The organism is Pseudomonas mediterranea CFBP 5447 (genome assembly GCF_000774145.1).
GTDB classification, from domain to species: domain Bacteria; phylum Pseudomonadota; class Gammaproteobacteria; order Pseudomonadales; family Pseudomonadaceae; genus Aquipseudomonas; species Aquipseudomonas mediterranea.
On record NZ_KN322986.1, the window covers coordinates 320619 to 347025 of the forward strand.

The following is a 26407-nucleotide window of genomic DNA, read 5'->3' on the forward strand; positions in this document are numbered from 1 at the left end:
AAAGAATTGTTTCATAAGTTTTCAGTCGATTTGGACATATAGGTGCCGTCAACGCTTCTTCACGGCAGACCCGGCATATCGGCCAGCCTGCGAATTACTGAATGGGTATTTTTCATGCACTTCTTCAGGGCGAAAGGCTTGGACATCGAGGCGCGTCGTACACGCCTCGATGTCTCTATCTCAATGCGTCCGGAGCAGCATAGACCACAATCGTGAAGGTTTTGAGACAGACACTTCATTGTCTGAAATCAAAAAGAGTGCAACCCATTGCACAGCAATGGGGCGCGCAGGATTAGCGGGGCCTACAGGGCTTTCTCGAAGATCTTCGAGTTACGCTGATAGTTGTACAACGACGCCCGGGCAGCCGGCAGACGTTCAACGCTGCTGGGCTCGAAGCCGCGCTCACGGAACCAGTGGGCGGTACGGGTGGTGAGCACGAACAGGGTCTTGAGCCCTTTGGCGCGGGCACGGGTTTCGATCCGCTCCAACAGTTCGTCCCCCCGGCCACCGTGGCGGTATTCCGGGTTCACCGCCAGGCAGGCCAGCTCCCCGGCGTCCGAATCGGCAATCTGGTAGAGCGCCGCGCAAGCGATGATCATGCCCTCGCGCTCGACCACACTGAACTGCTCGATTTCCCGCTCCAGCACCTCACGGGAGCGACGCACCAGGATGCCCTGCTCTTCCAGCGGGCTGATCAGGTCCAGCAAGCCACCGACGTCTTCGATGGCCGCTTCGCGTACCACTTCGAATTGCTCCTGGGCAACCAGAGTGCCGCTGCCATCCCGGGTGAACAGCTCGGCCAGCAGCGCGCCGTCTTCGGCGTAGCTGACTATGTGACTGCGCGCCACGCCGCCCCGGCAGGCCTGGGCGGCAGCATCCAACAGTTCAGCCTGATAGTCGCTGCCCAGGCGCTGCATATGGGCCGGCACCTGCTGTGGACGCAACTCGCGCACCAGGCGTCCGTCCTCGCCGATCAGGCCCTGCTCGGCACCGAACAGCAGCAGCTTGTCGGCCGCCAGGTCGATGGCGGCCCGGGTGGCGACATCCTCACAGGCGAGGTTGAAGATCTCTCCGGTAGGCGAATAGCCCAGTGGCGACAGCAGGACAATGGAGCGCTCGTCCAGCAGGCGGTTGATACCCTTGCGGTCGACCCGACGCACTTCGCCGGTGTGGTGATAGTCCACGCCTTCCAGCACGCCGATGGGCCGTGCGGTAACCAGGTTGCCGCTGGCGACCCGCAACCGCGAGCCCTGCATCGGCGAGGAAGCCATGTCCATCGACAGTCGGGCCTCGATGGCAATGCGCAACTGGCCAACGGCATCGATCACGCATTCCAGGGTCGCCGCATCGGTGATGCGCATGCCGTGGTGATAATGCGGGGTCAGCCCCCGCGCGGCGAGACGGGTTTCGATCTGCGGGCGCGAACCATGGACCAGCACCAGCCGCACACCGAGACTGTGCAGCAGCACCAGATCATGGACGATGTTACCGAAATTGGGGTGTTCCACCCCGTCGCCGGGCAGCATGACGATGAAGGTGCAGTCGCGGTGAGCATTGATATAGGGCGAAGCGTGACGAAGCCAATTGACGTATTCGGGCATGAACCTGGACCTGTAATAAATAACAGCCGAAAAAAGACGAAACGGAACGCACAGCAGGCTGATGGTTATCGTCGGAACAGGCTTGGCGACACGCGCGCTCTCCTCTTGAACATGGGCCCGGATAGGGGCGATCTAGTAGCCGGCGGTGGCCGGTGTCAGGCAATAGTGTTCGATCAACTGCCGTAACAATTGCACGGTAGGTTGCAGACGTGACATTTCAAGGTGCTCGCCCGGCTGGTGGGCGCAAGCAATATCACCAGGGCCCAGTACCAGGGTTTCGCAACCAAGGCGCTGAAGATAAGGCGCTTCGGTGCCGAACGCCACTGCTTCGGCACGATGGCCGGTGAGTCGCTCGGCCACGCGGACCAGTTCGGCGTCCTCCGGCTGCTCGAACGGCGGCACCTCGGGGAACAGCGGCGCATAGTCGATCCTGACCTTGTGCCGCTCGGCGATGGGATTGAGCTTCTGCTGGATCGCCGCCCGCAACACCTGCGGATCCATGCCCGGCAAGGGACGCAGGTCGAACTCCATGGAGCATTGGCCGCAGATCCGGTTGGGGTTGTCGCCACCGTGGATACAACCGAAGTTCAGGGTCGGCTGCGGCACCGTGAACTGGGGGTTACGGAACTCACGCTGCCATTGCAGGCGCAGGCCGCGCAGTTCGCCCATGGCGTCGTGCATGGCTTCGAGCGCGCTGTGGCCCAGGCTCGGGTCGGAGGAATGGCCGCTGCGCCCGAGAATGTCGATGCGCTCCATCATCACGCCTTTGTGCAGGCGAATCGGCCGCAGGCCGGTGGGCTCACCGATGACGGCAGCGCGCCCCAGAGGCCGTCCGGCATCGGCCAGGGCACGAGCACCGGCCATGGAACTCTCTTCATCGCAGGTGGCGAGGATCAGCAACGGTTGTTTGAACGGCTGGTCCAGCAATGGCTTGAGTGCTTCGATGGCCAGGGCGAAAAAGCCTTTCATGTCGCAACTGCCCAGCCCGACCCAGCGCCCATCGACTTCGGTGAGCTTCAGCGGGTCGGTCTGCCACAGCGCACCGTCGAACGGCACCGTGTCGCTGTGCCCGGCCAGCACCAGGCCGCCGGGGCCGCTGCCGAAGCTCGCCAGCAGGTTGAATTTGCCGGGGCTGACCTGCTGGATATCACAGGAAAACCCGAGGTCGCCAAGCCAGCCCGCCAGCAGTTCGATCACGGTGCTGTTGGACTGGTCCAGCCCAGGCTGCGTGCAACTGACCGAAGGCGCGGCGATCAGGGCAGCGAACTGATCTTTCATGGACGGCAAAGGCATCGCTGGCTCCGGACTCACAAATTGGCATCCATCATAGAACCATCCGGTGCTGGTGTCCTGTGTCACAAATACTGTTCTTTTTTGACGGTGTCCGTTGCCGTCATGCCGCGTTGCCGCTCCTCGCCATAGCGGGCTATGACTCGTCGCGGCGCCTTGCCTGACGACAACAGCCTCTCGTCAAAAAAGGAACGTATTTGCGAAACAGGACACTAGGAATAAACCGTCGCGACGCGTAGGACGAATGACTCCTGTACACTGCACGGCCTTGGCAGCCACACCTTCCCCCGGCTGCGCACCCGATCCCTGGATTTTCCGGCCATGCAGAAAGAAACCGAAATCAAACTCCGCGTCAGCCGCGAGACCCTGGCAGCCTTGCGCGAGCATCCGCTGCTGAAAAAACGCAACAAAGGCGGCTGGGAACGCCGTGAGCTGATGAACCAGTATTTCGATACGCCCGAGCGTGACCTGGCCCGGGCCAAGGTCGCCCTGCGCCTGCGCCGCGACGGTGAAGAGGTGATCCAGACCCTCAAGACTCGCGGCCAGAGCATCGCCGGCCTGTCCGAGCGCAACGAATACGACTGGCACCTGCCCAAAGCCAAGCTCGACCTGAAGAAGCTCGACGGTGAATGCTGGCCCGAGGCCTTGGCCGAACTGGACAAGAAAACCCTCAAGGCCATCTTCACCACCGATTTCGTCCGCGAGCGCGCCGAAATCGCCTGGGGCCGTGGCAAAAGCAAAGTGGTCATCGAAGCCGCGCTGGACCTGGGCCATGTCGTGGTCGGCAAGCAGAAAGAAGAAATCTGCGAGCTGGAGCTGGAACTGCGCGAAGGCGAACCCGCCGCGTTGCTGGAACTGGCCGCCGAGCTGGCCGCGACCCTGCCCTTGATGCCCTGCGATATCAGCAAGGCCGAACGTGGCTACCGCCTGCACGATGCAAGCAGCTACGCCCTGAGCCTGCCCGCCCCGCCATTGACTGCCGAGATGCCGCTGGACGACGCCTTCGCCGCGCTGAGCTGGCATTTGCTGGGCAGCAGCCAGCGCCTGGCCGAGCAATATCGCTTCAATGGCCATTGGCGCCTGCTGTTGGATTGGGTGGAAAACCTCGCCGAACTGCGGGCCTTGCTCAGCAGCCTCGGCCAGGCGGCACCGCGCCAATCGACCCACGACTTGCGCGTTGCCCTGGACGCCCTGCTGGAAGACTGGCGCCCACTGGTCCAGGCCGGCCTGGGCGACGAAGATGTGCGCAAAGCCGCTCCGGAGCAGTTTCTTGAAGAACTGCAGGACCCACGCTGGGGTCTGTTTTCGCTGAACGCTTCGCGCTGGCTGCTGGCCCGCAGCTGGACGACCGAGCGCAACACCCGCGGCAACCGCCAGGGCGCGGCGCAACTCAATAGTTGGCTGCCACGGCTGCTAGGCGAGGAAGCCTCATCCCTGCAGTTGCAACGCTACCAGCAGCAACCGGAAGATCTGGCCGAACAGCTGCCGCGCATCGAGCGCATCCAGGTCTGGCTGCACCATGCCCGTGCGGTGCTGGATATACCGGAGATGGACCGTCTCTACGGCGAGCTGAACAAACTGGCGCAACTGGCCAACGAGCCCATTACCGACGAAGCCCTGGATGCGCGCAAGCATCAGGCGATTGCGGTGTACCAGAATCGGGCCTGGAAGATGCTCTTGCGTCTGTAATGCTGCCATCGCGAGCAATCTCGCTCCCACAGAGATCCATGTGGGAGCGAGCCTGCTCGCGATGGGGCCGGATCAGACACGGCAAAAATCAGCGCACCACAGGCAAACTCGTCGTGGACTTGATCTCCGAAAGCGCCACGATCGAGTTCACTTCCTGTATCCCCGGCACCAGCGACAACTTCTCGAAAAAGAATCGCTCATACGCTTCGATGTCCGCCGTGACGATGCGCAGCAGGAAATCCACCGACCCCATCAGCACATAACATTCCAGGACTTCGGGGAAGCCGCGAATCGCCTCGGTGAATTCGGTGAAGTTCGAACGACCATGGGCGTTGAGTTTGATTTCGGCGAAGATCTGCGTATTGAGTCCGATTTTCTTGCGGTCGAGCAGCGTCACCTGACCGCGAATGATGCCCTCCTCCTTCATCCGCTGGATCCGACGCCAGCACGGCGACTGGGACAGGCCCACCTGTTCGGCGATCTGTGCGCTGGACAATGAAGCGTCCTCTTGAAGCAATGCCAGTATCCTGCGGTCGTAGCCATCCAACTCGCTATGCATAAATAAACCCGTAAATTCTCAAATAAAGAATCGGACGATTCGCTAAACCGTTTGATACGTGCATCTTAGATAAGAAATTCCCGATCGTGCATGTAAACATTTCTCTCCATTCAAGGAGATCGTCCATGCCCCCATTCGAAGCCGTCGTCCCGCGCGCCGATGTCTGGCATACCGCCAACGCCCATTGTCGCGTGCAGTACCGGTTACTGGCCGAAGCCGAAGCCGATCTGCTCTGCCGGGCCCTTAACCTGTTCGCCCTGCAAGGCCTGACGCCGGAGCAGGTCCACGTCGAACGCCACCGTGACCTACTGACGATGGAGATCCTCATCGAAGGGCTGAGCTGGCACCGTGCCCAGGTGCTGGCGGAAAAATTACGCAACCTGATCAGCGTGTGCTCGGTGGATCTGCAACGTGCCGATATTGCGTGGCCTGCGCCGGTCCAGGCGACGGCTTGAGGGGTGCCAGGCAAGAATTCGAAACGCATTGGTCGGGTAGTGGCCCAACGGTTCATAGGGTCGGGACTATTCTTTTGCAGACCGACTCGGGACGCGCAAGCGTCTGTATCGCGGCTTTGCTGCAATTGTCCAATAGGAACCCGAATGTCCACCAAACACGCCACTCAGGACCGCTGGCTGGACCTCAATGATCTGCTGCGCCAACTGGTCACCCAGGGCTTCATCAGCCAGGATTCGGCCGAAACCGCGCTCAATGCCCGGCGACGCCACAGCACCAACAGCCAGTTGCACCCGCTGGAGTTCATCGCCAACCAGCATCTGGACGACCTCAGCCGTCCCGGCAAGCGCCTGGACCTGGAGAGCCTGACGCTGTGGTTGTCCCAGCAGGCGGGCCAACCGTACATGCGCATCGACCCGCTGAAGATCAACGTCGCAGCCGTTACGCCACTCATGTCCTACGCCTTTGCCCAGCGCCACAAGATCCTGGCCGTGGCCGTCGATCGCGATGCCGTCACCGTCGCGAGCGCCCAACCGTACGTCAGCAGCTGGGAGTCGGACCTGACCCATGTGCTCAAGCTGCCGATCAAGCGGGTGGTCGCCAACCCCGTGGACATCCAGCGCCTGAGCGTGGAGTTCTATCGCCTCGCCAAATCGGTCAGTGGCGCCACCACGACCGAACAGCAACCGAGCAACCTCAGCAACTTCGAACAGCTGCTCAACCTGGGCGCCAGCGACCAGGAGCCGGACGCCAACGACGCGCATATCGTCAATATCGTTGATTGGCTGTTCCAGTACGCCTTCCAGCAGCGCGCCAGCGATATTCACATCGAGCCACGTCGCGAGCAGGGTACCGTGCGGTTTCGCATCGACGGGGTGTTGCATACCGTCTATCAGTTCCCGCCCCAGGTGACGATGGCGATCATCAGCCGCCTGAAGAACCTGGGACGGATGAACGTCGCGGAAAAACGCAAACCCCAGGACGGCCGGGTCAAGACCAAGACCCCGGACGGCAACGAAGTGGAGTTGCGCCTGTCGACATTGCCCACGGCATTCGGCGAAAAAATGGTCATGCGGATCTTCGATCCCGAAGTCCTGCTCAAGGATTTCGACCAGTTGGGTTTCTCCGCCGACGACCTGCGTCGCTGGCAGGACATGACGCGCCAGCCCAACGGCATCATCCTGGTGACCGGCCCTACCGGCTCCGGCAAGACCACAACCCTCTACACCACCCTGAAGAAACTGGCGACGCCGGAGGTGAACCTCTGCACCATCGAGGACCCGATCGAGATGGTCGAGTCGTCCTTCAACCAGATGCAGGTACAGCACAACATCGACCTGAGTTTCGCCGCCGGCGTACGCGCGCTCATGCGGCAGGACCCGGACATCATCATGATCGGCGAAATCCGTGACCTGGAAACCGCCGAGATGGCGATCCAGGCGGCGCTTACCGGGCACCTGGTGCTCTCGACGCTGCACACCAACGATGCACCGAGCGCCATCAGTCGTCTGCTGGAGCTCGGCGTGCCTCACTATCTGATCAAGGCCACAGTGCTCGGGATCATGGCCCAGCGCCTGGTGCGCACGCTGTGCCCTCACTGCAAGGCGCCCCTGGCTTTGGACGAGGAGGACTGGCAGACCTTGACCCGGCCCTGGCAGGCCCCACTGCCGAGCAATGCCCAACAAGCCGTCGGTTGCCTGGAATGTCGTGATACCGGTTACCGCGGCCGCGCCGGGGTGTACGAAATACTTCAACTGAGCGACAGCATCAAGGGGCTGATCCATGCCGACACCGACCTGCTGGCAGTACGCCGCCAGGCCTTCAAGGAAGGCATGCGCAGCCTGCGGCTGTCCGGTGCGCAAAAAATCGCCGCCGGGCTGACCACTGTCGAGGAGGTGCTGCGGGTCACGCCACAAAGCGAGCACAAGTGAGCCCGGTGACGCTTGGGCGACAGGTCACGGAACTGAATCCAGGCGCAGGCAATCCAACGTCATAGTTAACCCAGTGGAGTCACCATCATGCGTCTCAAACTTGCTGTCGCTACCCTAGCCTTGCTGTCTCTTCCTGTTGGCTCGGCAATGGCCGACACGTTTTGGCGTAACGTCATCTCGTCCGGTGCAACCACCGGTTCCACCTACCTGACTTTCAAGGATCACAAACTGATCGTTGCCGCCCAGGACGACGCCGGCAGCTTTGTCGCCAGTGACGGCAACATCCGCGGCCCATACCTTGAAGCCGCGATGCAGAAGGTCCGGGCCGATAACCCAGGCTTGCAGGCCACCGACATGGAACTGGCCAACGCGATCCTGGCGAAAAACGCCGTCGCCCAGGACTGATCCAACCCCATGAAAAATGCCGCTCGATCGAGCGGCATTTTTTCGCCTGCAAGTAACCTTCTGTATGAGCGAGCCCGCTCGCGATACCGGTAGGTCAGCAATATTCATGCTGACTGACACGCCGCCATCGCGAGCAGGCTCGCTCCCACATCAGCTGTTCGTCACTCGCCGATGGCAGCCTTGTAGCCAGCCGCATCAAGCAACTTGCCGAGGTCAGCAGTGGCATCGGAAGGCTTGAGCTTGAAGATCCAGGCGTTGTATGGCTCGGAGTTCAGCAGTTCCGGCGAACCGGCCAGCTCTTCGTTGACTGCGATCACTTCACCGCCAACTGGCGCATAAATGTCAGAAGCGGCCTTCACCGACTCCACCACTCCTGCTGCATCAGTGGCTTTAAAAACCTTACCGATTTCCGGCAGCTCGACGAACACCACATCACCCAGCGCTTCCTGGGCATGGTCGGAGATGCCCACGATGACATTACCGTCAGTGTCCAGGCGCGCCCACTCATGACTTTCGGCAAAACGCAGTTCGGCAGGGATATCACTCATATTCTGTGTCCTCAAGAGAAAGTGTCAGCGGCCAGCGGCCCGCCGTGAACGGTTAAATCAGGGTCTTGCCATGGCGGACGAAGGTCGGTTTGACCACCCGTACCGGGTACCACTTACCGCGAATTTCCACCTCGGCACGATCGGCTGTAGCCGTCGGAACACGTGCCAGGGCGATTGACTTGCTAAGCGTAGGAGAAAAACTGCCACTGGTGATTTCACCTTCGCCCACATCGGCGATGCGAACCACCTGATGGGCGCGCAAGACGCCGCGCTCTTCCAGCACCAGGCCAACCAGCTTGTGTTGCACGCCCCCCGCCAACTCGGCTTCCAGCGCACTGCGACCGATGAACCGGCGGCTCGCCGGCTCCCAGGCAATGCTCCAGGCCATGTTCGAGGCCAACGGGGAAATATCCTGGTGGATATCCTGGCCATAGAGGTTCATGCCGGCCTCCAGGCGCAAGGTATCGCGAGCACCGAGGCCAATGGGCGAAATGCCCGCCCCCACCAGATCGTTGAAGAAACTTGGTGCCTCGTGGGCGGGCAGGACAATCTCCAGGCCGTCTTCACCGGTGTAGCCCGTGCGCGCGATGAACCAGTCACCGTCGGCACGGCCTTCGAAGGGCTTGAGCTGCTGGATCAACTGGCCGCGCGATTGCGAAACCAGCTCGGCAATCTTGTGCCGGGCCTGGGGCCCCTGAATGGCCAGCATCGCCAGTTCGGGACGTTCGCGCAGTTGCACGTCGCATTCCCCGAGCTGCGCCTGCATCCAGGCCAGATCCTGGTCCCGGGTGGAGGCGTTGAAGACCAGTCGGTAACCGTCGTCGACGCGGTAGACAATCATGTCGTCGACGATGCCGCCCCGCTCGTTGAGCATGGCACTGTAGAGGGCACTTCCCGTGTCCTGCAAGCGATCGACGTCGTTGGCGAGCAAGTGCTGCAGCCAGGCCTTGGCCTGGGTACCGGCGACATCGATCACCGTCATGTGGGATACATCGAACACACCGCAATCGCGACGCACCTGATGGTGCTCCTCGACTTGCGAGCCGTAATGCAGAGGCATATCCCAACCGCCAAAATCGACCATCTTCGCGCCGAGGGCGAGATGAAGGTCATACAGAGGCGTACGCTGTCCCATGGGTTTCTCCTTCCGGGCTTGGCGAAGGTGCGGATGGACACTGCGTAGCGCGAGCGTCAGGAAAAAGGAGTTTTCTGACGCTCTCAGTTGTCCGGTCCGACAGACGGACCGCACCGAATGCCGCGCATTGTAGCCGCATGAGGTAGGACTGGCACCTAGTGTTCTGTCTCGGAAATAAGCTGTTCACTGTTGGCGGCGTCTTGGGCGCCCGGCCGGCGTTGCCACTCCTCGCCATAGCCCTGCTATGACTCGTCGCGGCGCCTTGTCCAGACACCCAAGCACTCGCCAAAAGAGAACGTATTTCCGAGACAGGACATTAGCTGTTTCGATGGGCCGAACGTCGTATCAATCCGATGACCGGCAACAACCCCGCCAGCACCAACGTCAGCGCCGGCAGCGCGGCCCGGGCCCACTCCCCTTCGCTGGTCATTTCGAAAATCCGCACCGCCAGCGTGTCCCAACCGAACGGGCGCATCAGCAAGGTCGCGGGCATTTCCTTGAGCACGTCGACGAACACCAGCAACGCGGCGCTCAGGGTGCCGGGCAGCAGCAACGGTAGATACACCTTGAAAAACAGTCGCGGCCCGCTGACACCGAGACTGCGTGCAGCTTCAGGCAACGATGGGCGGATTCGTCCAAGGCTGCTTTCCAGGGGACCGTACGCCACGGCCAGGAAACGCACCAGGTAGGCCAGCAGCAGGGCCGACAGGCTGCCCAGCAGCAAGGGCTTGCCCGCGCCACCGAGCAAGGTCGACAGCGGGATAACCAGCTCACGGTCCAGATAGCTGAACGCAAGCATGATCGACACCGCCAGCACCGAGCCAGGCAAGGCATACCCCAGGTTTGCCAGCCCCACGCCGGCGCGAATGGCACGGGTCGGGGCCAGGCGTCGGGCGAAAGCCAGCAACAAGGCCACGCAAACGGTGATCAGCGCCGCCAGGCCTCCCAGGTAAAGGGTGTGGACGATCAACCCGGCATAGCGCTCGTCCAGGTCGAAACGGCCGCGCTGCCAGAACCACACCACCAACTGCAGGACCGGAATGACGAATGCGCAGGTGAATACCAGCAGGCACCAACCGCAGGCCGCTGCTGCCTTGAGGCCACGCAAGGCGTACAAGGCCTTGGCCCGGGGCCGTTCGTTACTGGCCCGCTGGGCACCCCGTGCCCGGCGTTCGCCATAGAGCACCAGCATGACCGCCAGCAACAACAGGCTGGCCAGTTGGGCTGCGCTGGAAAGACTGAAGAAGCCGTACCAGGTCTTGTAGATGGCAGTGGTGAACGTGTCGAAATTGAACACCGACACCGCCCCGAAATCCGCCAGGGTCTCCATCAATGCCAGCGCCACGCCCGCTCCAATGGCCGGCCGGGCCATCGGCAATGCCACGCGCCAGAATGCCTGCCACGGCGATTGCCCGAGGACCCGGGCCGCTTCCATCAAGCCCTTGCCCTGGGCCAGGAACGCACTGCGCGCCAGCAGGTACACGTAGGGATAAAAGACCAGCACCAGCACCAGGATCACTCCGCCGGTGGAACGGACCCGGGGCATGCGCAGGCCGCTGCCGAACCAGTCACGCAACAGGGTTTGCACCGGCCCGGCGAAGTCCAGCAGGCCAACGAAGACAAACGCCAGCACGTAGGCCGGGATCGCGAACGGCAGCATCAATGCCCAGTCGAGCCAACGCCGACCCGGGAACTCACACAGACTGGTGAGCCAGGCAAGACTGACGCCCAGCACCGTCACACCTAAACCCACACCCACGATCAGCGTCACGGTGTTGCCCAACAGGCGCGGCATCTGGGTGTCCCACAGGTGGGACCAGATCTGCGGGTCGATGCTTTGCCAGGACAGCAGCAGCACGCTCAAGGGCAACAGGACCAGCGCGGCGATGGCGAAGACCAGGGGGTACCAGCGGCGTTGGGCGGGATGAGTCAAGGAAAGCGCTCGTTCAGATAATTGCACCCACCTCCTGGCCGGCGCACAAAAAACCCGTGGAGAGGGAGCTTGCTCCCGCTTGAGTGCGCAGCGCTCACACAAAGGGCTGCTACGCAGCCCAGCCATTCCAATCATTGCAATGAGAACATTACCTCACCACAAGGATTTCTTTTACCGGAGGCTCAGTTCCAACCCGCCCGGTCCATCATCCGAATGGCTTCGGCCTGGCGCTTGCCCGCCACCTCCACCGGCAGCGTGTCGGCCTTGAACTTGCCCCAGGCTGCGACTTCCTTTGACGGCTCCACTTGGGGATTGGCCGGAAACTCCTGGTTCACGTCGGCAAAAATGCTTTGTGCTTCGGGCGTGGTCATCCACTCCACCAGTTTCTTCGCCGCTTCGGGGTGCGGCGCGTGCCGGGTCAGGCCGATGCCCGACAGGTTGATGTGCACGCCCCGGTCAGCCTGGTTCGGCCAGAACAGCTTCACTTTCAAGTCCGGCTTCTGCTGGTGCAGACGGCCGTAATAATAGGTGTTGACGATACCGACGTCGCACTGCCCGGCGTTGATCGCTTCGAGCAATGCGGTGTCGTCGGAAAACACGTCGGTGGACAGGTTCCGGACCCAGCCCTTGAGGATCTTCTCGGCTTTTTCCGCACCATGGGTTTCGATCAGGGTAGCGGTCAGGGACTGGTTGTAGACCTTCTTCGACGTTCGCAGGCACAGGCGACCTTCCCATTGGTCGTCCGCCAGGGCTTCGTAGGTGGTCAGTTCATCGGGTTTGACCCGCTCGGTGGAGTAGGCAATGGTCCGTGCCCGCAGACTCAAGCCGGTCCAGGCATGGGAAGAGGCACGGTATTGGGATGGGATGTTGGCGTCGATCACCGGGGAGGTGAATGGCTGGAGAATACCCATCTGCTCGGCCTGCCAGAGGTTGCCGGCGTCGACGGTGAGCAACAGGTCGGCGGTGGCATTTTCACCTTCGGCCTTGATGCGCTGCATCAACGGCGCTTCCTTGTCGGTGATGAACTTCACCGTTACACCGGTCTTTTGGGTGTAGGCATCGAAGACCGGCTTGATCAGCTCATCGATGCGCGAGGAGTAGACCACCACCTCATCGGCGGCCTGCACGGCAGTGGAGCCGATCAGGGTCAGGGCGAGGGCGGACAGCAGGCGCTTGGGTGCCGACATGGAAGCGGTCTCTCGGTGGATGAACGAGCGCAAATGATAAAGACTCACATTTGGCAGCTCAATCAAACAGTGGGTGGAGACATTTCCAAATGTTGCTGTCGTGGGGGGGGGATGGGGTGGTTGTTCCGACGCCATCGCGAGCAGGCTCGCTCCCACATTGGACTGCATGCCCTGTGGGGAGCGAGCCTGCTCGCGATAAGGTCATAAGCTCCAGGCCAAGATCTCAAGCCTTGGCCAGATCCGGCAGATCCCCTATCAACCCCAGCGCTTCGCGCACGAACAACGCCTTGGCCTCGGGCAGACGGTCCACCAGCTTCAACCCGGTATTGCGCAACCAGCGTACCGGCAATGGATCGGCCTGGAACAACCGCTCGAAACCTTCCATCGCCGCCATCAGCGCCAGGTTATGGGGCATACGCCGCCGCTCGTAGCGGCTCAGCACCTTGACGTCCGCCAGCCGTTCGCCTCGTCCGGCTGCCTGCAACAGCACCTCGGCCAGCACAGCCGCATCGAGGAAGCCCAGGTTCACGCCCTGCCCGGCCAGCGGGTGAATAGTGTGGGCCGCATCGCCGATCAAGGCCAGGCCTTCGGCCACGTAGCGCTTGGCGTGGCGCTGGCGCAGCGGTACGCACAGGCGCGGATCGGCGCTGAGGATCTGGCCGAGCCGGCCTTCAAAGGCCCGCTCCAGCTCGGTGCAGAAACCGCCGTCATCCAGTGCCATCAAGCGCTGTGCCTCGCCAGGGGTCGTGGACCAGACGATCGAACACCAATCGTGCCGGCCATCGCGCTCCAGGGGCAGGAAAGCCAGCGGACCATTGTCGGTGAAGCGCTGCCACGCCGTCATTCGATGGGGTTTGGTGCTGCGCACGCTGGTGACGATGGCATGGTGCAGGTAATCCCACTCGCGGGTAGCGACCCCCGTCAGGCGGCGCACGGCGGAATTCGCGCCATCGGCAGCGATGACCAGCGGTGCCCGCAGGGTGCGACCATCGGCCAGGCTCAGCAGCCAGTCATCGCCGGAACGGCGCATCTGTTCGAGTCGCGCGTTGGCGAGCAGGCCCAGGTCGCAATCATGCAGCCGGTCCAGCAATGCATCCTGCACCACACGGTTTTCAACGATATGCCCCAGGGTGTCGGCATGCAGGCTTTCGGCGGAAAAATGAATCTGTCCGGTGCCGCTGCCGTCCCAGACGTGCATGTCGGTGTAGGGACTGGCGCGGCGGGTGGCGATGCCATCCCAGACGCCAAGGCGTTCGAGGATCCGCTGGCTGGCCGTCGACAAGGCACTGACCCGGGGTTCGAATGCCGCCTGGGAATCGAAGGGTTTGACGCTCATCGGGCTGCCATCGAGCAACAGCACCTGCAAGCCGCTGCCCTGCAACGCCAGCGCAAGGGCGCTGCCGACCATACCGGCGCCGACAATCAGCAGATCTGCACGCAATTCCATGCTTTATGCCTGTTTTGCGGGCGACATGAGCCGCCCATGAAAAGAATATTCAATCCCATGCCTACACATCGGGCCGGGTCCCAAGGCCCATGGCCTGGCGGGCGAACCAGCGCTTGGCGGGGGGCAATGCGTCGAGACCGAGCAGGCCGAGGTTGCGGGCCACCGACACCAGCGGCAGGCGACTGCTGAACAACCGCGTGACCTGATCGGAGAAACCTACCGTCAGGGCCTGGTCCATCCGCTGGCGCTCGCGATAGGCCTGCAGCACGGCAAAATCCCCCGGAGCGCTTTCGCTGTCCAGCAAGGCATCGGCCAGAGCCTGGGCGTCGCGCAGCGACAGGTTGAAGCCCTGCCCGGCAATCGGATGCAAGCTGTGGGCGGCATTACCCAGGACCGCCAGATGCGGGCGCACCTGCTCCTCGGCCTCCACCAGCGCCAACGGGTACAAATGTCGCACGCCCACCTGTTTCAAGGCACCCAGGCGATAGCCGAACACACTCTGCAATTCGCTGAGGAAACTGCGCTCGTCAAGATCCGCCAGCCGCTGTGCATCCATGCCCTGACGGGTCCAGACCAGGGCGCAGCGATTCTCCGGCAGTGGCAGCAAGGCCATCGGGCCGTCATCGGTGAAGCGCTCGAAGGCCATGCCGTCGTGGGGTTCACCGGGGGTGATGTTGGCGATCAACGCGCTCTGGTCATACGGTCGATGGCGTACACCGATGCCCAACTGTTCCCGAAGACCGGAACGACCGCCGTCGGCCAGCACCGCCAGGTCGCATTCCAAGAGCGTTTCGTCATCCAGGGTCAGGCGATAACCGCCCTCCTGCGGCTCCATCCGGGTGACTTGCGCCGGACAACGCCAACTGACCACGTCCTTGTCCAGGCCTTGCCACAGGCACTGGCCAAGCCAGGCGTTTTCCACTACATAGCCCAGGGCCGGGACACCCTCCTCGCTGGCCGACAGCCGCGCCGTGGAAAACCGTCCCCGATCAGACACATGGATCTGCTTGATAGGTTCGGCACGCTGGGAAATTTCCTGCCAGCGTCCCAGGCGCTGATAGATCTGCCGGGAGCCAAAGGACAACGCCGAGGAACGGGCATCGTAGCTCGGTTGCCAGGCATGGCCAGGGGCGAAGGGCTCGATCAGGACGATCTTCCAGCCCCGGGCCTTGACACCCGCTTGCAGGGCCAGGGCCAGGCTCGCACCGACCAGGCCACCGCCAATGATCGCCAGGTTGACCCGACTCATGCCACTTGTTCCCGTGCGTCAGCCATCAGCGCCTCGATTTCGGCGACGGTCTTGGGCACGCCCCGGGTCAGGATCTCACAACCGTTTCTGGTCACCACCACGTCATCCTCGATACGCACGCCTATGCCGCGCCATTTTTTCGCTACGCTGCGGTTGTCCGGGGCAATGTAGATGCCTGGCTCCACGGTCAGCGTCATGCCGACTTCCAACACCCGCCATTCACCGCCGACGCGGTATTCGCCCACATCGTGCACATCCATGCCCAGCCAGTGGCCGGCGCGGTGCATGTAGAACGCCCGGTAGGCTTCGCTGGCGATCAACTCATCCACCTCACCCTCCAGCAGCCCAAGGCGCACCAGGCCCTCGGTAATGACCTGGACCGTCGCCTCATGGGCCTGGTTCCAGTGCTTGTCCGGCGCGATCTCGGCAAACGCCGCTTCCTGGGCCGCCAGCACCAACTCGTAGATCGCCTTCTGCTCAGGGGAAAACCGGCCATTGACCGGCCAGGTCCGCGTGATATCGCTGGCGTAGCAGTCGATTTCACAACCGGCGTCGATCAGCACCAGGTCGCCATCCTTGAGCAGCGCGTCGTTCTGCTGGTAATGCAGGATGCAGCTATTGCGGCCCGCCGCGACAATCGAGCCATAGGCCGGCATTTTCGCCCCGCCCTTGCGGAACTCGTAATCCAACTCGGCTTCCAGGCTGTATTCGTAGAGCCCGGGACGCGCCGCCTGCATCGCCCGGACGTGCGCCTGGGCGGAGATCCGCGCCGCTTCACGCATGACCTTCACTTCCGCCGCCGATTTATACAGGCGCATGTCGTGCAGCAAGTGATCCAGGGCAACGAATTCGTTCGGCGGCTGGGCGCCGAGGTTGGCCTTGGAGCGAATCACGTTGATCCACTCCATCAGGTGCCGGTCGAATTCCGGGTTGCTGCCCATGGCCGAATACACCCGGTCGCGGCCTTCGATCAGGCCCGGCAGGATGTCGTCGATATCGGTGATGGGAAATGCGTCGTCGGCGCCGTAATCCCGGATCGCGCCTTCCTGCCCGGCGCGCAGGCCATCCCACAACTCACGCTCGGCGTTGCGCTCGCGGCAGAACAGGATGTATTCGCCATGGGCCCGGCCTGGCATCAACACGATCACCGCCTGCGGCTCGGGAAAGCCGCTGAGGTATTGGAAGTCGCTGTCCTGGCGGTAGACATGCTCGACGTCGCGGTTGCGGATCGCAACGGCGGCGGCGGGCAGGATTGCGATACTGTTGGGTTCCATCTGCGCCATCAGGGCCTTGCGGCGACGGCTGTATTCCGATTTCGGGATATGAATCATGGGCAGACGGTGTTCCCTCTGAAATTCAATGCAAGGATGGCTTGGGGGCCGCTGCATCGGTTTTTTTGGTCTCGGTGAACAGCAGCAATGGCGCGACCCGCAGGTACTCCATCACTTCCATGTAGTCGCTTTCGCCGTCATCGGACTCTTCCAGTGCATCCTGGACTTGGGAGATTGCCGCCAGGTCCTGCAGCACCTCCTTCGCCTCCTCACTCAGCGCGTATTCGCGGCGGGTCAGGCCGAAGCCGGCGAGGAAGCCCTGGCACCACTGGCCCAGGGCAGCAGCGCGCTCGGCCAGCGGTGCGTCGTCGGTGGGCAGCAGCAGGACCACGGTCATGTCATCGCTGGTCAGCTCGCCCTTGACCATTTCCTGCAGGCCGATGAGGGCATTGCGGACGTTGTCCGCCGGCTCGCCTTCGAGCAGCTCGGCAGCGTCGGCCAGCCAGCCTTCGGCGTCGAAGCCGGCACCCGCGCAGCTACGACCGAGCAGCAGGCCATGCAGTTCGGCAGGCGATACGGGGTGGCCGCTGGTGCTCAGCAGGGTGGCGAAAGCTTGATACGGGGAATTCTGAATGGGCATGGGCAGCTAGGCGCCAGACGGCGCTATGTCTAGAATGGAGGCCTTGTATCCTACATCGACAGACTCGCCAAGACTATCAGAGGCTGTGCGACACACCTCCCCATCAGACACAATCTTCAGTGGACACAATGGAAGACACCGACCTGCAAGCGCTGATGGCCAGACTCGAATTGCTAATTGACCGGGTCGAGCAACTAAAGAGCCAGAACGGACTCTTATTAGCTCAGGAAAAAACCTGGCGCGAGGAACGCGCTCACCTCATTGAAAAAAACGAAATCGCCCGGCGTAAGGTCGAATCGATGATTTCGCGCCTCAAGGCCCTGGAGCAAGACTCATGAGTTCAAGCAATAGCGTTACCGTGCAGATCCTCGACAAAGAATATTCGATCATCTGCCCCCAGGAAGAGCGCAGCAACCTGGTGAGCGCCGCCCGTTACCTGGACGGCAAGATGCGCGAGATCCGCAGCAGCGGCAAAGTCATCGGCGCCGACCGTATCGCCGTGATGGCAGCCTTGAACATCACCCACGACCTGCTGCATCGCCAGGATACGCCGGACGTGCAGGTCAGCGGATCGACCCGTGAACAGGTGCGCGACCTGCTGGAACGGGTGGATCTGGTGCTGGCCACCGATCCGGACGTCAGCAAGGGCTGATTCGCGAAGCTGCCTGGGGTATACTTGCGTCACTCCCTGGGGTGCTTGCCAGTTGGTGATGTCCCTGAGCCGATACGCACAACCACGGGGGTTGCACGTTGGGGCCGGTGTGCATGTCCGCTTGACGGAAAGCCTTAACGCCTCCTGCAACTTCCACCTTGAACTCTCGGGTTCAAGGGCTAAGCCGGCAGCGGTTCATCCGGGGAGCCTGATTCCAGACAATGCCAGTCTTCAAGACTGGCATTGTCGTGTCTGGCGCAGGCATTTCTGGCGACCACGTTTGCGGTTACGCTGTGCCATCCAAGCCAGACTCGAAGCATCGACCATGTCCGAACCCGCGTTGCTGCCCCGCCCCCAACTTCGACGCCTGCTGCGCCAGGCCCGTCGCGCCCTGACGCCCGCCCAACAACGACAAGCCGCCCAGGGGCTCTACCGGCAATTGGCCCAACATCCGATGTTTCGCCGCGCCAGGCACATCGCTCTGTACCTGCCCAATGACGGCGAGATCGATCCACGCCTGCTGCTGCGCGCCGCCCAGCGCCGGGGCAAGGCCACTTACCTGCCCGTGCTCAGCCCATGGCCGCGGACCAAGATGGTTTTCCAACGCATCCGACCCGGGGAACAACTGTATCCCAATCGTTTTCGTATTCTCGAACCACGGATCGACCTCGCCCGGCAACGCAAGGTCTGGGCATTGGACCTGGTATTGCTGCCGCTGGTGGGCTTCGATGACGTGGGCGGCCGATTGGGCATGGGAGGTGGGTTCTATGACCGCAGCCTGGCGTACCTGGCGCGACGCAAGTTATGGCGCAAGCCAACGTTGCTGGGGCTGGCCCATGAATGCCAGAAAGTCGAAAGGCTGGCGCAGGCGAGCTGGGATGTACCGTTGCAAGGAACGGTCAGTGACAGGCATTGGTATATTGCAGGGTAGGCGCCGCGAAACTCAGCGGCGCCTGGAAGACGGTTTCAGCGTTTAAGCGGTGGCGCGGGTTGGGTGACATCCATCGGCGCCTCGGTCTTGCTGGCCCACAGGCTTTGGGCGTAACCCGTGGTCACGACACCCAGACCGAACAGAATGACCAGAATCCACAACAAATCCGGTTTGCGTTTCATCGATTGCCCCCCTCAAGGCATATCACACACGATGACAGCAGCGGTTTTCTTATTGGCCGTGCAGCAGCGTCAAGCTTGGAAGGCCGGCATTTTGCGACAACCTTGATCGTCACGCAAACGCTGGCGTCAACCGACCGTCGGTTTGTCATAAAATCGCTGAACTATTTTTAGCACACCGCCCAGGAGTAGAAGTCATGGCCTATTGGCTGATGAAATCCGAGCCCGACGAATTGTCCATCCAAGGCCTGGAAAAGCTCGGCCAGGCCCGCTGGGACGGGGTCCGCAACTACCAGGCGCGCAACTTCCTGCGGGCCATGGCGCAGGGCGACCACTTCTTTTTCTACCACTCCAGCTGTCCGGAGCCGGGCATCGCCGGGATCGGGCAAATCGTGCGGACGGCCTACCCGGACCCGACGGCACTCGAGCCCGACAGCCACTACTTCGACCCGAAGGCCAGCGCGGATAAAAACCCATGGACCGCGATCGATGTCGCCCATGTCGAAACCTTTCCCCGGGTACTGAAACTCGACTACCTCAAACAGCAAGCCGCCCTCGCCGAAATGCCCCTGGTGCAGAAAGGCTCACGGCTATCGGTGATGCCGGTGACGGCGGAGCAATGGGCAGCGGTGATGGCGTTGAAGTCGTAGCGCTATCGGCGCCCCTCAGTCCGCTGTCGCGAGCAGGCTCGCTCCCACAAGGGTCTTCATCGAGTGGAGATCCAGTGTGGGGCGAGCCTGCTCGCAATGAGGCCCGCCCAGACAGCACAAGACTTACTGGATAATCAGGTTGTTGAACAACAGATCATCCACCATCGGCTTGCCGGTCTCGTCGTTCATCACTTGCTGGGTCTGCTTCAACGCTTCCTGGCGCAACTTCTCCTTGGCTTCAAGGTTGTTCATGGTTTCGCTGGTCTGCTGGGCGAACAGCGCAACCAACTGGTTGCGAATCAGCGGTTCATTGGCCTTCACCGCCGCCGCAGCGGCATCGCCGGTCACCCGCAGGGCCACGTCGGCCTTGTACACCTTCAGTTTCGCCGTGCCATCCAGACCGTAATTGCCCACGAAGGGCGGGCTCAGGGTGATGTAGCTGACCTTCGGTGCCTCACCTTCTTTTGCTTCCTTGGCCTCTTCGTTGGCCATCACTGCCGCAGGCAACGACAGGGCCAGCATCAACACGATCCACGCTTTCACATTCAACTCCTCATCCGGTTTGCGGCCCAGCATACCGACCCGCCGTTCAAGCACAAGCTTATGGCCGGCTATCAGGGCGGGGCATGCTCGTTGACCCGTTGACTCTCACACCTACACTTATCGGCCATCACTCCCAAAGGAATAGCCCTGATGAAAGCCGTGCTGTGCAAAGAATTCGGCCCCGCCGAATCGCTGGTGCTGGAAGACGTCGCCAGCCCCGTCGCAAAGAAGAACGAAGTGCTGCTGGACGTGCATGCCGCCGGGGTGAACTTCCCTGACACGCTGATCATCGAGGGCAAGTATCAATTCAAACCACCCTTCCCGTTTTCTCCCGGCGGCGAAGCGGCGGGAGTCGTCAGGGAAGTGGGCGAAAAGGTCAGCCATCTCAAGGTCGGTGACCGCGTGATGGCACTGACCGGTTGGGGCAGCTTTGCCGAACAGGTCGCAGTACCTAGCTACAACGTGCTGCCGATTCCGGCGTCCATGGACTTCAACACCGCCGCAGCCTTCAGCATGACCTACGGCACCTCGATGCATGCCCTCAAGCAGCGGGCCAACCTGCAACCCGGTGAAACCCTGCTGGTGCTCGGCGCCTCCGGAGGCGTGGGCCTGGCGGCGGTGGAGATTGGCAAGGCCATGGGCGCGCGGGTGATCGCCGCCGCCAGCAGCGCGGAAAAACTCGCCGTAGCCAAGGCCGCCGGCGCCGACGAATTGATCAACTACAGCGAAACCAGCCTCAAGGACGAGATCAAGCGCCTCACCGACGGCCAGGGCGCCGATGTCATCTACGATCCGGTGGGTGGCGATCTGTTCGACCAGGCCATCCGCTCCATCGCCTGGAACGGCCGGCTGCTGGTGGTCGGTTTCGCCAGCGGACGCATCCCCGAACTGCCGGTGAACCTGGCCCTGCTCAAAGGCGCTGCCGTGGTGGGCGTGTTCTGGGGCTCCTTTGCCCAGCGCCAACCCCAGGACAACGCCGCCAACTTCCAGCAATTGTTCGGCTGGTTCGCCGAGGGCAAGCTCAAGCCGCTGGTCTCGCAGCTGTATCCACTGGTCAACGCCGCCCAGGCGATCAATGACCTGGCCCAGCGCAAGGCGGTTGGAAAAGTGGTCGTGCAAGTACGTTGACTGCATCGATGCGGCCCCGACGCCCACGGCGTCGGGGCCGCAACTTTCATGGCATCGAAGCACTTCCAGCGCCAGGCCCACAACGTCACCAGCTTATGCCTGGGCGACGAGTTCGTTTGTGAACATCCCTCCGGCAACATTTCCCCCGTGCAGAGCAAAACAAGCGATGCTATTTTCGGTAACGAAACTGTAATATTCGCATTCGCAGTCATAACAAGAATCCGGAGTCCTTGAATGTTTGCCTTCTTTCGCCCTGCCGCACACCAGGCACCCCTGCCTGACGAAAAAATAGACAGCACCTACCGACGCCTTCGTTGGCAGATTTTCGCCGGGATTTTCATTGGGTACGCGGGTTACTACCTGCTGCGCAAGAACTTCACCCTGGCATTTCCAGACCTGATCGCCCAAGGTTACACAAAGGGCCAGCTCGGCGTGGCGGTGTCGGCGATTGCGATCGCCTACGGCCTTTCCAAATTCCTGATGGGCATCGTGTCCGACCGTTCCAATCCTCGCTACTTCCTGCCCTTTGGCCTGGTGATGTCCGCCGCGGTGATGTTCGTTTTCGGTTTCGCGCCGTGGGCGACGTCCAGCGTGACCATCATGTTCATCCTGTTGTTCATCAACGGTTGGGCGCAAGGCATGGGTTGGCCGCCGAGTGGACGGACCATGGTGCATTGGTGGTCGCAGAAAGAACGCGGCGGTGTGGTTTCGGTATGGAACACCGCGCATAACGTCGGTGGCGGCCTGATCGGTCCGTTGGCGATCCTCGGCATGGGCTGGTTCAACGACTGGCACAGCAAGTTCTACGTGCCGGCCGCCGTGGCCCTGTTGGTGGCTGCATTTGCCTTCATTGTCATGCGTGATACTCCGCAATCAACGGGTTTGCCGCCCATCGAGAAGTACAAGAACGATTACCCGGAAGGCTACGACGCCAGCCACGAGAACGAATTCAGCGCCAAGGAAATCTTCGTCAAGTACGTGCTGCGCAACAAAATGCTCTGGTTCATCGCACTGGCCAACGTCTTCGTCTACTTGCTGCGCTACGGCATCCTGGACTGGGCGCCGACTTATCTTAAAGAGGTCAAGCACTTCGACTTCGACAAGACGTCCTGGGCTTACTTCCTGTACGAATGGGCAGGGATTCCCGGCACGCTGCTGTGCGGTTGGATGTCGGACAAGATCTTCCGTGGCAACCGTGGCCTGACGGGCATGGTGTTCATGGCGCTGGTGACGGTCGCGACCCTGGTGTATTGGCTGAATCCGCCGGGCAACCCGATGGTCGACATGATCTCGTTGTTCGCGATCGGCTTCCTGATCTATGGCCCGGTGATGCTGGTGGGTCTGCAGGCGCTGGAACTGGTGCCCAAGAAAGCGGCCGGTACGGCTGCCGGTTTTACCGGCCTGTTCGGTTACCTGGGCGGTTCAGTCGCGGCCAGTGCCATGATGGGTTACACAGTGGACTATTTCGGCTGGAATGGCGGTTTCATCCTGCTGATCGCCGCGTGCCTGCTGGCCATGGCGTTCCTGGCGCCAACCCTGGGACACAAGCAAGTCAGCAGTCAGAGCCGCGAAGCGGTGGCCTGATCGACGGTTGATCTGCAACGCTTGAGCCGCGCCTCCAGATTCCGATCCGGCATGGCGTGGCTGCGCAGGGCGTGAATGGTCTGCTCGACATAATCGCGAGTCGTGCCGAAACGCCCGCAGGCGCTTTCGAACACCTGGCTCAGCACATGATCCGGCAGGTTGCCGGCATAGCTGGGCAGGTGTCGCTCCAGCACAAAGCCCAAGGCCTGCACGCGGTTGCCGTTCTCGAGCCGGCAACTGAGCCAGTGCGGACGATAGGACGGAACCGGCATCTCCCGCTGCCACAAGGCAAACAATGAGTCCTCGAGATTCTCCTCCGGCAATCGGTAGGCGAAACCGCTGCATGAGCCGCCACGATCCAACCCGAACACCAGCCCCGGCAATTCCGGCGTACCGCGATGCTCGTGGGACCACAGGTACAAACCGCGATGATAACCGTGGACCCGCCCGCGCATCCGCTCCACTGCCGTGCATTCCGGCCGCCAGATCAATGAACCGTAGGCGAACAGCCAGACCGGGCCGCCTTGGTGAAGGCTCATGGTCGATTGCATCGAAGCGAGCAATTGTTCTCGGGTCAGTTGCGCGCCCAGGTCGAGCCGTGGCGGATACAGGGCGCAGCTGATGGCGGTTTCGATAGCGGTCATGGCCGGTAGCGGAAGGCTCCTCGCGTGGATCGGGAAACGGATTGGCGCGCGTCATGGGCCTGACGCTTGCCTGATCCCAGGCAAGTTGGATGCCAAGGACGCTATATACGTTATCGGTCTCTAGCCCAAAAGACTAAATACCGAAACGAAATATAGGGAGTGATAACTCTGTGGCGAGGGAACTTGCTCCCGCTAGGTTGCGCAGCAATCGCCGCTATTGGAGCTGCCACGCAGCCCGGCGGGAGCAAGCGCCCTCGCCACGACAGCGCAATGCAGGGACTACATGGGATCGGAGCGCAGGCTCAAGCGCGAGGTGCATAGGCAAACACGTCGGCGCGCATCTGGTGTGCATCCATTCCGGCCTCCACCAGTGCATCGAGGGTGGCATAGATCATCGCCGGCGAGCCGCTGGCGTAGACATGTACACCCGAAAGGTCGCTGATGTCTTCACACACCGCTTCGTGAAGCATTCCGCAACGCCCTTCCCAGCCGCACAGGTCGCTGACGACCTTGTGCAGGAACAGATTCGGCAGCTTTTTCCACTCGTCCCAATGCTCGATCTCATAGAAATCCTCCGGTCGCCGCACACCCCAATAGAGGTGCACCGGATGCTTGAAGCCTTCTGCCCGGCAGTGCTCGATCAGGCTGTGCATCTGTGCCATGCCGGTACCGGCGGCGATCAACACCAAGGGGCCGTCCGGCAATTCGGACAAGTGAGTATCGCCAAAAGGCATCTCGACATGAACGTTGGGATTGCGTTGCAGTTGCTCCAGCAGCGCCTTCGCACTGTTTTCGCGCACCAGCACGTGCAATTGCAGATCGCGCCCCGAATGCGGTGCCGAGGCCAGGGAGAACGCCGACTTGTCGCCATTCTCCCGCTCAATCATCAGATACTGCCCCGCATGGTAGCGCGGCGGCTTGCCCGCCGGCGCCCGCAGGCTGACCCGCCAGACATCGCCACCCACATCGACACAACCGGTGACCTGGCACGCCAGGCGGCGCACGGGCAATTCACCCGGCGCCAATACCCCGTCCCACAACACCACACAGTCCTCCAGGGGCTCGGCGATGCAGGTGAAGATCTCTCCGTGATCACGCACGTCGCCGGCCTGCTGCACGCGGCCTTCCACCAGCAACGCACCACAGACATGGCAGTTGCCGTTGCGGCAGCTTTGCGGGCATTCATAGCCCAGGCGCCGCGCACCATCGAGAATCCGCTCGGCGGGCCGTATTTCCAGCACCGCGCCGGACGGCTGCAAGGTCACACGCATCAATCTATTCCTAACTGATTCCAAATGGCATCGATCCGTTGGGTAACGGCTTCATCCTTGACGATAACCCGGCCCCACTCACGTGTGGTTTCTCCGGGCCATTTATGCGTGGCATCGAGCCCCATCTTCGAGCCCAGGCCGGAGACCGGCGAAGCGAAGTCGAGGTAATCGATCGGCGTGTTGTCGATCATCACCGTGTCGCGCTTGGGGTCCATGCGCGTGGTGATGGCCCAGATCACGTCGTTCCAGTCCCGTGCATTGATATCGTCGTCAGTGACGATAACGAACTTGGTGTACATGAACTGTCGCAGAAACGACCAGACCCCCAGCATCACCCGCTTGGCATGCCCTGGATACGACTTCTTCATGGTCACCACGGCCATGCGGTACGAGCAGCCCTCCGGCGGCAGGTAGAAATCGGTGATCTCCGGGAATTGCTTTTGCAGGATCGGCACGAAGACTTCGTTCAGCGCCACACCGAGAATGGCCGGCTCATCGGGCGGACGGCCGGTGTAGGTGCTGTGGTAGATCGGCTTCACCCGATGGGTGATACGTTCGACGGTGAACACCGGGAAGCTGTCGACTTCGTTGTAGTAACCGGTGTGGTCGCCGTACGGGCCTTCGTCGGCCATTTCGCCGGGGTGAATCACCCCTTCGAGGATGATCTCGGCGGTGGCCGGGACTTGCAGGTCGTTGCCGCGGCATTTCACCAGTTCGGTGCGGTTGCCGCGCAGCAGGCCGGCGAAGGCGTATTCGGAGAGGCTGTCGGGCACGGGCGTGACCGCCCCGAGAATGGTCGCCGGGTCCGCGCCCAGTGCCACCGATACGGGGAAAGGCTGGCCGGGGTGTTTTTCGCACCACTCGCGGTAGTCCAGCGCACCGCCACGGTGGCTCAGCCAGCGCATGATGACCTTGTTGCGGCCAATCACCTGCTGGCGATAGATACCGAGGTTCTGGCGATCCTTGTTCGGTCCCTTGGTGACGGTCAGGCCCCAGGTGATCAACGGCCCCACATCGCCCGGCCAGCAGGTCTGCACCGGGAGCATCGCGAGGTCGACATCATCACCCTCGATCACCACTTCCTGGCAGATCGCGTCCTTGACGACTTTCGGCGCCATGGAAATGATCTTGCGGAAAATCGGCAGTTTGGACCAGGCGTCCTTCAGGCCCTTGGGTGGCTCGGGCTCCTTGAGGAACGCCAGCAACTTGCCGATTTCGCGCAGCTCGTCGACCGACTCGGCGCCCATGCCCATGGCCACGCGCTCCGGCGTGCCGAACAGGTTACCCAGCACTGGTATGTCGTAGCCTGTTGGGTTCTCGAACATTAACGCCGGGCCTTTGGCCCGCAGCGTGCGGTCGCAGACTTCCGTCATCTCCAGCACCGGAGAGATGGGAACCTGGATGCGTTTCAACTCGCCGCGCTGCTCAAGCTGCTGCACGAAATCCCGAAGATCCTTGAATTTCATTGAGATGCCACCCCGAAAATA

At 61.8% G+C, this 26407-nt stretch carries 26 protein-coding genes and 1 other RNA gene; 11 read left to right on the top strand and 16 right to left on the bottom strand.

Features of this window, described 5'->3' with window-relative positions; all coding sequences use genetic code 11:
* Nucleotides 1-302: 302 nt before the first annotated feature.
* On the bottom strand, nucleotides 303-1601 hold the full coding sequence (argA, locus tag N005_RS18315) for an amino-acid N-acetyltransferase (RefSeq protein ID WP_041024457.1): 1299 nt from the start codon (nucleotides 1599-1601) through the stop codon (nucleotides 303-305).
* 132 nt (nucleotides 1602-1733) lie between these two features.
* Complete coding sequence (gene argE / locus N005_RS18320) at nucleotides 1734-2894, bottom strand: acetylornithine deacetylase (RefSeq protein WP_047702503.1); 1161 nt, start codon at nucleotides 2892-2894, stop codon at nucleotides 1734-1736.
* A 318-nt stretch (nucleotides 2895-3212) separates the two neighbouring features.
* Here argE and N005_RS18325 point away from each other — a divergent pair, with 318 nt between their 5' ends.
* Nucleotides 3213-4580, top strand: coding sequence for a CYTH domain-containing protein (locus N005_RS18325; RefSeq protein ID WP_047702504.1), 1368 nt, complete (start codon nucleotides 3213-3215; stop codon nucleotides 4578-4580).
* A gap of 88 nt (nucleotides 4581-4668) precedes the next feature.
* Here N005_RS18325 and N005_RS18330 read toward each other — a convergent pair whose 3' ends face one another.
* Nucleotides 4669-5139, bottom strand: a complete 471-nt coding sequence (locus tag N005_RS18330; RefSeq protein WP_047702505.1) for an Lrp/AsnC family transcriptional regulator — start codon at nucleotides 5137-5139, stop codon at nucleotides 4669-4671.
* A 125-nt stretch (nucleotides 5140-5264) separates the two neighbouring features.
* On the opposite strand from N005_RS18330, the gene N005_RS18335 reads away from it, so the two are divergent.
* The 3 genes from N005_RS18335 to N005_RS18345 all read left to right on the top strand — a co-directional run bounded on the left by N005_RS18335 (nucleotide 5265) and on the right by N005_RS18345 (nucleotide 7928).
* On the top strand, nucleotides 5265-5594 hold the full coding sequence (locus N005_RS18335; RefSeq protein ID WP_047702506.1) for a hypothetical protein: 330 nt from the start codon (nucleotides 5265-5267) through the stop codon (nucleotides 5592-5594).
* Nucleotides 5595-5738: 144 nt separating this feature from the next.
* Entirely contained in the window at nucleotides 5739-7523 is a 1785-nt protein-coding gene (tfpB, locus tag N005_RS18340) for a type IV pilus assembly ATPase TfpB (RefSeq protein WP_047702507.1), read from the top strand.
* 84 nt (nucleotides 7524-7607) lie between these two features.
* Nucleotides 7608-7928, top strand: a complete 321-nt coding sequence (locus N005_RS18345; RefSeq protein WP_173668678.1) for a DUF2388 domain-containing protein — start codon at nucleotides 7608-7610, stop codon at nucleotides 7926-7928.
* Between the two features lie 161 nt (nucleotides 7929-8089).
* On the opposite strand, the gene gcvH is transcribed toward N005_RS18345, so the two are convergent.
* The 8 genes from gcvH to N005_RS18385 all read right to left on the bottom strand — a co-directional run bounded on the left by gcvH (nucleotide 8090) and on the right by N005_RS18385 (nucleotide 17338).
* Nucleotides 8090-8476 carry a glycine cleavage system protein GcvH gene (gcvH, locus tag N005_RS18350; RefSeq protein ID WP_047702508.1) on the bottom strand — a complete coding sequence of 129 codons (387 nt, stop codon included), beginning with the start codon at nucleotides 8474-8476 and terminating at the stop codon, nucleotides 8090-8092.
* Nucleotides 8477-8528: 52 nt separating this feature from the next.
* Nucleotides 8529-9611 carry a glycine cleavage system aminomethyltransferase GcvT gene (gene gcvT / locus N005_RS18355; protein ID WP_047702509.1) on the bottom strand — a complete coding sequence of 361 codons (1083 nt, stop codon included), beginning with the start codon at nucleotides 9609-9611 and terminating at the stop codon, nucleotides 8529-8531.
* A 316-nt stretch (nucleotides 9612-9927) separates the two neighbouring features.
* Nucleotides 9928-11544 (bottom strand): ABC transporter permease, encoded by a 1617-nt coding sequence (locus N005_RS18360; RefSeq protein ID WP_047702510.1) that lies wholly within the window; start codon nucleotides 11542-11544, stop codon nucleotides 9928-9930.
* 182 nt (nucleotides 11545-11726) lie between these two features.
* Complete coding sequence (locus N005_RS18365) at nucleotides 11727-12731, bottom strand: extracellular solute-binding protein (protein ID WP_047702511.1); 1005 nt, start codon at nucleotides 12729-12731, stop codon at nucleotides 11727-11729.
* A gap of 223 nt (nucleotides 12732-12954) precedes the next feature.
* On the bottom strand, nucleotides 12955-14172 hold the full coding sequence (locus tag N005_RS18370) for a 2-octaprenyl-3-methyl-6-methoxy-1,4-benzoquinol hydroxylase (RefSeq protein WP_197678639.1): 1218 nt from the start codon (nucleotides 14170-14172) through the stop codon (nucleotides 12955-12957).
* Between the two features lie 67 nt (nucleotides 14173-14239).
* Nucleotides 14240-15427, bottom strand: coding sequence for a 2-octaprenyl-6-methoxyphenyl hydroxylase (gene ubiH / locus N005_RS18375; RefSeq protein ID WP_047702513.1), 1188 nt, complete (start codon nucleotides 15425-15427; stop codon nucleotides 14240-14242).
* Complete coding sequence (gene pepP, locus N005_RS18380; RefSeq protein ID WP_047702514.1) at nucleotides 15424-16758, bottom strand: Xaa-Pro aminopeptidase; 1335 nt, start codon at nucleotides 16756-16758, stop codon at nucleotides 15424-15426. Before pepP ends, ubiH begins: the two co-directional genes overlap by 4 nt.
* Before the next feature lie 25 nt (nucleotides 16759-16783).
* Entirely contained in the window at nucleotides 16784-17338 is a 555-nt protein-coding gene (locus N005_RS18385) for a YecA/YgfB family protein (protein ID WP_047702515.1), read from the bottom strand.
* Nucleotides 17339-17466: 128 nt separating this feature from the next.
* On the opposite strand from N005_RS18385, the gene N005_RS18390 reads away from it, so the two are divergent.
* From N005_RS18390 to N005_RS18400, 4 genes are all read left to right on the top strand, one after another.
* Nucleotides 17467-17676 carry a TIGR02449 family protein gene (locus N005_RS18390; RefSeq protein WP_003177365.1) on the top strand — a complete coding sequence of 70 codons (210 nt, stop codon included), beginning with the start codon at nucleotides 17467-17469 and terminating at the stop codon, nucleotides 17674-17676.
* Nucleotides 17673-17990, top strand: a complete 318-nt coding sequence (locus tag N005_RS18395) for a cell division protein ZapA (protein WP_024780504.1) — start codon at nucleotides 17673-17675, stop codon at nucleotides 17988-17990. Before N005_RS18390 ends, N005_RS18395 begins: the two co-directional genes overlap by 4 nt.
* A 30-nt stretch (nucleotides 17991-18020) precedes the next feature.
* A non-coding RNA gene (ssrS, locus tag N005_RS28300) (6S RNA) lies at nucleotides 18021-18200 on the top strand.
* Nucleotides 18201-18315: 115 nt separating this feature from the next.
* Nucleotides 18316-18921, top strand: coding sequence for a 5-formyltetrahydrofolate cyclo-ligase (locus tag N005_RS18400; protein ID WP_047702516.1), 606 nt, complete (start codon nucleotides 18316-18318; stop codon nucleotides 18919-18921).
* Between the two features lie 35 nt (nucleotides 18922-18956).
* On the opposite strand, the gene N005_RS29475 is transcribed toward N005_RS18400, so the two are convergent.
* Nucleotides 18957-19103, bottom strand: a complete 147-nt coding sequence (locus N005_RS29475; protein WP_162843591.1) for a hypothetical protein — start codon at nucleotides 19101-19103, stop codon at nucleotides 18957-18959.
* Between the two features lie 194 nt (nucleotides 19104-19297).
* On the opposite strand from N005_RS29475, the gene N005_RS18405 reads away from it, so the two are divergent.
* Entirely contained in the window at nucleotides 19298-19750 is a 453-nt protein-coding gene (locus N005_RS18405; protein WP_047702517.1) for an EVE domain-containing protein, read from the top strand.
* Between the two features lie 123 nt (nucleotides 19751-19873).
* On the opposite strand, the gene N005_RS18410 is transcribed toward N005_RS18405, so the two are convergent.
* A complete protein-coding gene (locus tag N005_RS18410; RefSeq protein ID WP_047702798.1) occupies nucleotides 19874-20293 on the bottom strand; it encodes a flagellar basal body-associated protein FliL in 420 nt (139 codons plus the stop codon).
* A 150-nt stretch (nucleotides 20294-20443) separates the two neighbouring features.
* Here N005_RS18410 and N005_RS18415 point away from each other — a divergent pair, with 150 nt between their 5' ends.
* Together N005_RS18415 and glpT are read left to right on the top strand one after the other, a co-directional pair.
* Nucleotides 20444-21421, top strand: coding sequence for an NADPH:quinone oxidoreductase family protein (locus tag N005_RS18415; RefSeq protein WP_047702518.1), 978 nt, complete (start codon nucleotides 20444-20446; stop codon nucleotides 21419-21421).
* A 234-nt stretch (nucleotides 21422-21655) separates the two neighbouring features.
* Nucleotides 21656-23005: a glycerol-3-phosphate transporter gene (glpT, locus tag N005_RS18420; protein ID WP_047702519.1), complete on the top strand. Its 1350-nt coding sequence runs from the start codon at nucleotides 21656-21658 to the stop codon at nucleotides 23003-23005.
* Here the strand turns inward: glpT and N005_RS18425 are convergent.
* From N005_RS18425 to ubiD, 3 genes are all read right to left on the bottom strand, one after another.
* Complete coding sequence (locus N005_RS18425; protein WP_047702520.1) at nucleotides 22981-23649, bottom strand: gamma-glutamylcyclotransferase; 669 nt, start codon at nucleotides 23647-23649, stop codon at nucleotides 22981-22983. The two genes, glpT and N005_RS18425, sit on opposite strands and share 25 nt — an antisense overlap.
* Nucleotides 23650-23951: 302 nt before the next feature.
* Nucleotides 23952-24920, bottom strand: a complete 969-nt coding sequence (locus N005_RS18430) for a CDP-6-deoxy-delta-3,4-glucoseen reductase (RefSeq protein ID WP_047702521.1) — start codon at nucleotides 24918-24920, stop codon at nucleotides 23952-23954.
* A complete protein-coding gene (gene ubiD, locus N005_RS18435) occupies nucleotides 24920-26386 on the bottom strand; it encodes a 4-hydroxy-3-polyprenylbenzoate decarboxylase (protein ID WP_047702799.1) in 1467 nt (488 codons plus the stop codon). Before ubiD ends, N005_RS18430 begins: the two co-directional genes overlap by 1 nt.
* Nucleotides 26387-26407: the final 21 nt, after the last annotated feature.